The sequence below is a fragment of the Haloechinothrix sp. LS1_15 genome (genome assembly GCF_033042135.1).
In the GTDB taxonomy this organism is placed as follows: domain Bacteria; phylum Actinomycetota; class Actinomycetes; order Mycobacteriales; family Pseudonocardiaceae; genus Haloechinothrix.
Genome location: NZ_WBXM01000006.1, coordinates 286,252 through 293,535, shown reverse-complemented (window position 1 = coordinate 293,535; position 7,284 = coordinate 286,252). Strand labels below are relative to the sequence as shown.

The following is a 7,284-nucleotide window of genomic DNA, read 5'->3' as shown; positions in this document are numbered from 1 at the left end:
GCCAGATCCGCCTGGAGGACGTCGCGCAGCAGCGAGGGCAGGCTGGGATAGCCGTACTCGGCCAACGGCCCCCGATCAGCCATCTCGGCCAGGATCTCCCCCTGAATCGCCGCCGCCTGCCGTTGCACCTCCAACGCGTGCAGCTGCTCGACCAGCTCCGCCCAGCTCGGCCCGCCACCACGCGGTGCCGGGCTCGGGAAGCGCAACCTCCACCCCTCCAGCCATCACCCCCCACAATAGAACGCATATTCGATACTCGCAAGTATGTTCGAGTACGAATCCGCTCTGGTGAACTGCTCTGGCGGTCTCGTGTCGATAGCTCCTCCGTGCCACGGGCACTCCACCGGTACACCTGCCGCGCGCCAGCCCGGCGACGTCGAGGTCGGAGTCGCTCAGCCGCGCCTCGGCCTCAGCCACGCTCCAGGCCTGCTCATGGAGTTCGTCCGACAGGGCGATGATCTCCGATGACCGCGATAGTCATCATGGTCAGCTGTAGCAAGGGTGCGCGACGATCCGCGAGGTTCCCGCGCGTCACCGTGACCTCAGTAGAAGTACGGGTACTCCGTCCAGTCCGGCTCGCGCTTGGCGAGAAACGCGTCGCGGCCCTCGACGGCCTCGTCGGTCATGTAGGCCAGCCGGGTGGTCTCGCCGGCGAAGACCTGCTGCCCTGGCAGCCCGTCGTCGATCAGGTTGAACGCGTACTTGAGCATGCGCTGCGCCGTGGGCGACTTGCCGTTGATCTCCCACGCCCACTGCAACGCCTCGGCTTCCAGCTCGGCGTGTGGCACCACGGCGTTGACCGCCCCCATGGCGTGCATCCGCTCGGCGGTGTAGGTCCGGCCAAGCGCGAAGATCTCCCTGGCGAACTTCTGCCCCACTTGCCTGGCGAGATAGGCCGAGCCGAACCCGCCGTCGAACGAGCCGACATCGGCGTCGGTCTGCTTGAACCGGGCGTGCTCGGCCGAGGCGATCGTGAGATCGCACACCACGTGCAGCGAATGCCCGCCACCGGCCGCCCAGCCGGGCACCACCGCGAGCACCACCTTGGGCATGAACCGGATCAGCCGCTGCACCTCGAGGATGTGCAGCCTGCCCGCCCGCGCGGGGTCGACCGTGTCCGAGGTCTCGCCGCTGGCGTACTGATATCCGGAGCGTCCGCGAATACGCTGGTCACCACCGGAGCAGAAGGCCCAGCCGCCGTCGTGCGGGGACGGCCCGTTTCCGGTGAGCAGCACGGCCCCGACATCCGAGCACATCCTGGCGTGGTCGAGCGCACGGAAGAGCTCGTCGACGGTATGCGGGCGGAACGCGTTGCGCACCTCGGGGCGGTCGAAGGCCACGCGGAGCACGCGTTTACCCGAGCGGCTCTCGACGGAACGGTGGTAGGTGATGTCGGTGAAGTCGAAGCCTTCGACCTCGCGCCACGCGCTCGGGTCGAACAGCTCGGATACCGGGCGGTTCGCATCGGCGGTCACCGGAGTCTCTGGATCGGGCACGATTGCGAGAATAGTTGCCGTGGCCGCACCCCGAGCCGATGGGAGACTGGTTCGTGTGCTGACGCCGCCGAACACGCCTCGCCGCCCGCAGCGGGAAGGGACCTGCCGATGAACCCCTCCACCGCGCAGGCACGCGTGCTCGTCGACGAACTGATCCGCAACACCGTCTCGCACGTGGTGGTCTGCCCCGGCTCGCGCAACGCCCCGCTGTCCATGGCGCTCTACGACGCGGCCGAGGCCGGACGGGTCCGGCTACACGTCCGGGTGGACGAGCGTTCGGCCGCGTTCCTCGCCCTCGGCATCGCCGCGCGCACCGGGCGGCCCGCCGCGGTCGTGTGCACGTCGGGGACCGCGGCCGCCAACTTCCACCCGGCCGTGCTCGAGGCGGACCGGGCGGGCGTGCCGCTGATCGTGCTCACCGCGGACCGGCCGGCCGAGCTCCGGTCGGCGGGAGCCAACCAGGTGATCGAGCAGGAACGGCTCTACGGCGATGCCGTCCGCTACTTCGACGAGCTGGCCGTCGCCGAGCGGCGTCCCGGGCAGAACGCGTACTGGCGCAGCCAGATCTGCCGGGCGTGGAACGCGGCCTACGGCGAGTGGCGTTCGGGACCGGTGCACCTGAACATCCCGTTCCGCGAACCGCTGGTGCCGGACCCGCCGGGCGAGGGCTCGCCGTGGTGTGAGTCGCTCGACGGCAGGGAGAACGGTCAGCGCTGGACCGAACTCCCCGACTTCGGCGCGTTCCCGGCCTTCGTGGTCCCTTCGGCCCGCTGTGGTCTGGTGATCGCCTGCGATTCGGGGGTGCGCGCGGCCTGCGAGTGGGCTGCCGAGCACGGCTGGCCGATCATCTCCGAGACCGGCGCAGCTGGCCTGTCCGGTCGGTCCGCGTTGACCAGCGGCGCGTGGCTGCTGGCCGCGCCGGAGTTCGTGGCCGAGCACAAGCCGGAGCAGGTGCTGTGCATCGGCCGGCCGACGGTGTTCCGCCAGGTCGAGGCGCTGCTGGCCGATGAGGACGTCGAGGTGCTGCTGGTACGCCCGGACACCGACTGGCCTGCGCCATCTCACAACGTGCGGCAGGTGGGGCAGTGGTTCGCCGAGCCGACCAAACCCGCTGATCCGGCGTGGCTGGAGCGCTGGCAGCAGGCGGACGCCGCGGCGCGGCGCGCGGTCGCTCGTACCCTCGCCGCAGCGCCGTGGCCCACCGGTCCCGGGGTCGCGGCCGAGCTCGTCGAGACCGTGCCGTCGGAGTCGCTGGTGGTGGTCGGTTCCTCGAACCCGGCGCGGGACGTCGCGCTCGCCGCGGGGCACGCGCGGCCGGACGTGGTCGTGCACCGCAACCGGGGCGTGGCCGGGATCGACGGGTTGGTCTCCACCGCCGTCGGTGCGGCCAGCGCCCACCGGGGGCCGTCGTACGCGCTGCTCGGCGACCTGGCTTTCCTGCACGACCTCAACGGGCTGCTGCTCGGCCCCGATGATGCGCGGCCGGACCTGACGATCGTGGTGCTCAACGACGACGGCGGGGGCATCTTCTCGCTGCTGGAGCAAGGCGCCGCCGAGCACGCGCACAGCTTTGAGCGGGTCTTCGGCACGCCGCACGGCTCCGACATCGGCTCGTTGTGCGCGGGCTACCGGGTGGCGCACACCGTAGCGAGCACCCGCGAGGAGCTGCGGGAGGCGTTGCGCCCGGCACGGGGGCTGCGCGTGGTGGAGATCACCGCCGACCGCGGTTCCCGCCGCGAGCTGCACGAGCAACTGCGTGCCGCGGTGGCGGGAGCCCTGGGGTGACGCGGACGCCCGGCAGGCTGCGGCTGTTCGGGTTCCGGGCCGTGCTCACCGTCGCCTGCCTGGTCACGCTGCTGGCGCTCGGGTTGGTGATCGCGGCGTTCCGTAACGATGCCCGGATCGACTCCTCGCTCGGCACCGCCAATGCCGAGGTGACGTCGGTGGAGCGTGACAGGGCCGTGGTGCGGTTCGAGACGGCGGACGGCACGGTGCACATCCCGCCGAACGGCGTGCTGTACTCGCACGGGTTGGCTGAGGGGCAGCTGGTGGCTGTCGAGTTCGCCACCGACGACCCCGCCTTGGTCCGGGTGGCCGAGCGCACGGCGATGGTGACGCTGCTGCCGCTCGGTTCCACGGTCCTGGTGGTGTGGCTGGTTGCCACCCCGCTGTTGCTGTGGCTGCGGCGCGGCGAGCGGGAGCACGCCCGGACCGCCGTCAGCGGACGTTCCTGAGCTGTTCGCGCCACCGCCACCCGCAGGGTGGCCACCCGGTCACCCCCGGTTGTGACGGTGACGGTGTGCGCGTAGCGATCGTCACGGAATCCTTCCTTCCGCAGGTCAACGGCGTGACCAACTCGGTGCTCCGGGTGATCGAGCACCTGCGGGACGCAGGCCACCGGGTGCTGGTGGTCGCGCCCGGCTCCGGCGACACCGAGTATCGCGACACCAGGGTGATCCGGCTTCCGGCCTACGAGCTACCCGTGGTGGACTCGCTTCCGGTCGGGGTGCCGACCAGGGCGCTGACTCATGCCCTCCGGCGGTTCGCGCCGGACGTGGTGCACCTGGCCTCGCCGTTCGTGGTGGGCGCGCACGCGGTACGGGTGGCGCGCCGGGCGGGTATCCCGAGCGTTGCCGTCTACCAGACCGATGTGCCCGGGTTCGCCGGCGCCTACGGGCTGGGTTTCGCGGAGCGGGCCGCGTGGCGTTGGATGCGCCGCGTCCACGGGATGGCCGATCGCACGCTCGCCCCGTCAAGGGAGTCGGTGGAACAGCTGCGCGGTCACGGCATCCCGCGGGTGCATCTGTGGCCACGCGGCGTCGACGCGGAACGGTTCACCCCGGCCAGGGCGGGCACCGGTATGCGCGCCGCGCTCGCCGCCCGCGACGAATTACTCGTGGGGTTCGTCGGCAGGCTCGCGCCGGAGAAGGAGGTGGACCGGCTCGCCGCCCTGCGGCACGTGCCCGGCGTGCGTGTCGTGGTCGTCGGCGACGGTCCGGAGCTCGAACCGTTGCGTTCCCGCCTGGCAGGGGTGACGTTTCTCGGCCCCAGGTACGGCGAGGAACTGGCCGAGGTGTACGCGGCCCTGGACGTCTTCGTGCACACCGGTCCGCACGAGACGTTCTGCCAGACCGTGCAGGAGGCGATGGCCTCCGGCGTGCCGGTGCTGGCCCCCGCAGCAGGCGGGCCGAAGGACCTGGTGCGCGACGGCGAGACCGGCTACCTGCTGCCGGTCGAGCGTGAGCGGTTCGCCTCGGCGATGTGCGGCAGGCTCGGCGAGCTCGCTGACCCCCGCCTGCGCGCGGTCATGGGGGCAAGGGGCAGGCGGGCGGTGCTCGCGCGTAGCTGGTCCGCGATCTGCGACGAGCTGTTGGATCACTACAGCGCGGTCACCGGGCTGCGGCCGACCGGCGGGCGGCCACGGGATCTGGTGGCCTGACCGGTGGCCCGCCCGTGCGGGGGATGACCGATCCTCCTAGGCTCGGCGGTATGTCGCGCGCGAACTTGGACAAGGATCCCCGCGAAGTCGCTGCGATGTTCGACGGCGTCGCCAAGGGGTATGACCGCGCGAACTCGGTGATGACCTTCGGTTTCGATCGTCGCTGGCGGAACGTGGCCGCCAAGGTGCTCGATGCCACCCACGGGGATCGGGTGCTCGATCTCGCGGCGGGGACCGGGGTGTCCACCGCGGAGTTCGCCAGGCACGGGGCCTGGTGTGTCGCGGCCGATTTCTCGGTGGAGATGCTGCGCAACGGCAAGCAGCGCGGGGTACCGATGGTCGCGGCGGACGCGTTACACCTGCCGTTCGCCGACGCCTCCTTCGACGCCGCGACCGTGCTGTTCGGGCTTCGCAACTTCGTCGACACCGCGGCGGCATTGGTCGAGCTGCACCGGGTGGTCAAGCCGGGAGGCAGGCTGGTGATCTGCGAGGTCTCCACCCCGCCGAACGCGCTCGTCCGCTTCGTCCACACCAGGTTCCTGATGCGGCTTCTGACCTGGTTCGGAAAACGTGTCTCGTCGAACCCGGAGGCTTACTCCTATCTCGCGGAATCCATGGCGGCGTGGCCCCAGCAGCGCGAGCTCGCCAGGCTCATCGCCGACGCGGGCTGGACCGAGGTGGAATGGCTCAACCTCACCTTCGGCGTGGTCGCCATCCACCGGGCCATCAGGCAGGACCAGACCGAGCAGGCCGAGCGAAGCGAGCAGGCCGAGCAGGCCGAGCAGGGGGAGTGACGGCACGTCCCGCGTGTCACATCCGTGACGGTGCCGTGGGGGTTCCGGCTGATGGCACCACTACAGTGGCGCCATGAGCACCGGCGCCACGAGCAGCACACCACGGCAGGCAGCGGGCGACGACGCCGAGGTCATCGTCGTCGGGGCAGGCCCTGCGGGATCGACGGTGGCGACCTACCTCGCGCGTGCGGGGGTGGACGTGTTGCTGCTGGAGAAGACCAGCTTCCCCCGTGACAAGGTCTGCGGTGATGGCCTGACCCCGCGTGGCGTCAAGCAGCTGATCGACCTGGGCATCGACACCAGCCAGGAGGCAGGCTGGGTGCATAGCAGGGGACTGCGCATCCTGGCAGGCGAGCACACCATCGAGCTGGACTGGCCAGAGCTGACCAGTTACCCGCCCTACGGGGTGTCGCGCACTCGGCACGACTTCGACGACTTGCTGGCGCGCACCGCACAGAAGGCAGGGGCGCGGCTGGTGGAACGGACGACGGTGACGGAGGCCATCGTCAACGAGCGCACCGGCCGGGTGGTCGGCGTCCGAGGCAAGATGGGCCAGGAGAAGGAGCCGGTGAGTTACCGGGCCCCGCTGGTGCTGGCCTGTGACGGTGTGTCGGGCAGGTTGGCGCTGTCAGTGGGTATCGACAAGCTCGACAGCAGGCCGATGGGGGTGGCCGTACGCCGCTACTACGTGAGCCCTAAGCACGACGACGAGATGATCGAGGGGCATCTGGAACTGTGGGATCGAAGGGATCCGGCCAACCCGAGGTTGCTGCCCGGCTACGGGTGGGCGTTCCCGCTCGGCGACGGCACCGTCAACGTCGGGCTCGGCATGCTGTCCACGAGCAAGGCGTTCCGCAACACCGATTACCGGGCGCTGATGCGGTCGTGGCTCGACTCCACGCCGGAGGAGTGGGGCTTCCGCGAGGGCAACGCCACCGGCCGGATCGGTGGCGCGGGACTGCCGATGGGGTTCAACCGGAAACCGCACTACCGTGACGGGCTGCTGCTGCTCGGCGACGCGGGCGGCATGGTCAGCCCGTTCAACGGCGAGGGGATCTCCGCGGCGATGGAGTCGGCCCAGCTCGCCACCGAGTGCGTGGTGCAGGCACTGGCCCGGCCGGAGGGCAGGTCGCGGGAACGGGCGCTCGAGGGCTATCCGCGTGCGCTGGCTGACCACATGGGTGGCTATTACCGGCTGGGCAACCTGTTCGCGAAGGCCATCGGGAAGCCTTCGGTGATGCGCGCGTCGACCAAGTACGGCCTGCGGATCAGGCAGCTGCTCCCGCTGATCTACAAGGGCATGTCCGGCTGTTACGACGAGCGCGGCGGGGATGCGGTTGACCGGCTGATCTCGATCGCTTCCCGGCTCACACCGAGCGCGTGAGGGTGTGATCTTTCTCGCTACCGGCCTCGGGTTGGTACGGTCACGCGGCCTGCGAGCCCGCGACCGCGCGCGGGCGAGCGTATACCGCCGAAGTTGTCGCTGGTAGCGGGCATACCCCCGGCAGCGATCGGTACCTGGATGGTCCGGAAAACGTGAGCATTGCTCGGTTGG

At 70.5% G+C, this 7,284-nt stretch carries 7 protein-coding genes; 5 read left to right on the top strand and 2 right to left on the bottom strand.

Annotation, left to right across the window (positions count from 1 at the left end):
- On the bottom strand, positions 1-206 hold a 206-nt coding region (locus tag F8178_RS12065; RefSeq protein ID WP_317494839.1), incomplete at its 3' end, for a hypothetical protein.
- Positions 207-542: 336 nt separating this feature from the next.
- Positions 543-1,496: a 1,4-dihydroxy-2-naphthoyl-CoA synthase gene (locus F8178_RS12060; RefSeq protein ID WP_317494838.1), complete on the bottom strand. Its 954-nt coding sequence runs from the start codon at positions 1,494-1,496 to the stop codon at positions 543-545.
- A gap of 108 nt (positions 1,497-1,604) precedes the next feature.
- On the opposite strand from F8178_RS12060, the gene menD reads away from it, so the two are divergent.
- The 5 genes from menD to F8178_RS12035 all read left to right on the top strand — a co-directional run bounded on the left by menD (position 1,605) and on the right by F8178_RS12035 (position 7,113).
- Positions 1,605-3,281, top strand: coding sequence for a 2-succinyl-5-enolpyruvyl-6-hydroxy-3-cyclohexene-1-carboxylic-acid synthase (gene menD / locus F8178_RS12055; RefSeq protein WP_317494837.1), 1,677 nt, complete (start codon positions 1,605-1,607; stop codon positions 3,279-3,281).
- Positions 3,278-3,730, top strand: coding sequence for a DUF3592 domain-containing protein (locus F8178_RS12050; RefSeq protein ID WP_317494836.1), 453 nt, complete (start codon positions 3,278-3,280; stop codon positions 3,728-3,730). Before menD ends, F8178_RS12050 begins: the two co-directional genes overlap by 4 nt.
- A 65-nt stretch (positions 3,731-3,795) precedes the next feature.
- Positions 3,796-4,935, top strand: a complete 1,140-nt coding sequence (locus F8178_RS12045) for a glycosyltransferase family 1 protein (RefSeq protein WP_317494835.1) — start codon at positions 3,796-3,798, stop codon at positions 4,933-4,935.
- A 50-nt stretch (positions 4,936-4,985) separates the two neighbouring features.
- The gene (locus F8178_RS12040; RefSeq protein WP_317494834.1) at positions 4,986-5,729 is read left to right on the top strand and encodes a demethylmenaquinone methyltransferase; all 744 of its coding nucleotides are present in this window, start codon (positions 4,986-4,988) and stop codon (positions 5,727-5,729) included.
- A gap of 73 nt (positions 5,730-5,802) precedes the next feature.
- Positions 5,803-7,113: a geranylgeranyl reductase family protein gene (locus tag F8178_RS12035; RefSeq protein ID WP_317494833.1), complete on the top strand. Its 1,311-nt coding sequence runs from the start codon at positions 5,803-5,805 to the stop codon at positions 7,111-7,113.
- The last annotated feature ends 171 nt before the right edge of the window (positions 7,114-7,284 follow it).

Bases quoted from the DNA above. Each gene is read 5' to 3' on its own strand.
- menD (WP_317494837.1), top strand. From the start codon at position 1,605: ATGAACCCCTCCACCGCGCAGGCACGCGTGCTCGTCGACGAACTGATC.
- F8178_RS12040 (WP_317494834.1), top strand. From the start codon at position 4,986: ATGTCGCGCGCGAACTTGGACAAGGATCCCCGCGAAGTCGCTGCGATG.
- F8178_RS12035 (WP_317494833.1), top strand. From the start codon at position 5,803: ATGAGCACCGGCGCCACGAGCAGCACACCACGGCAGGCAGCGGGCGAC.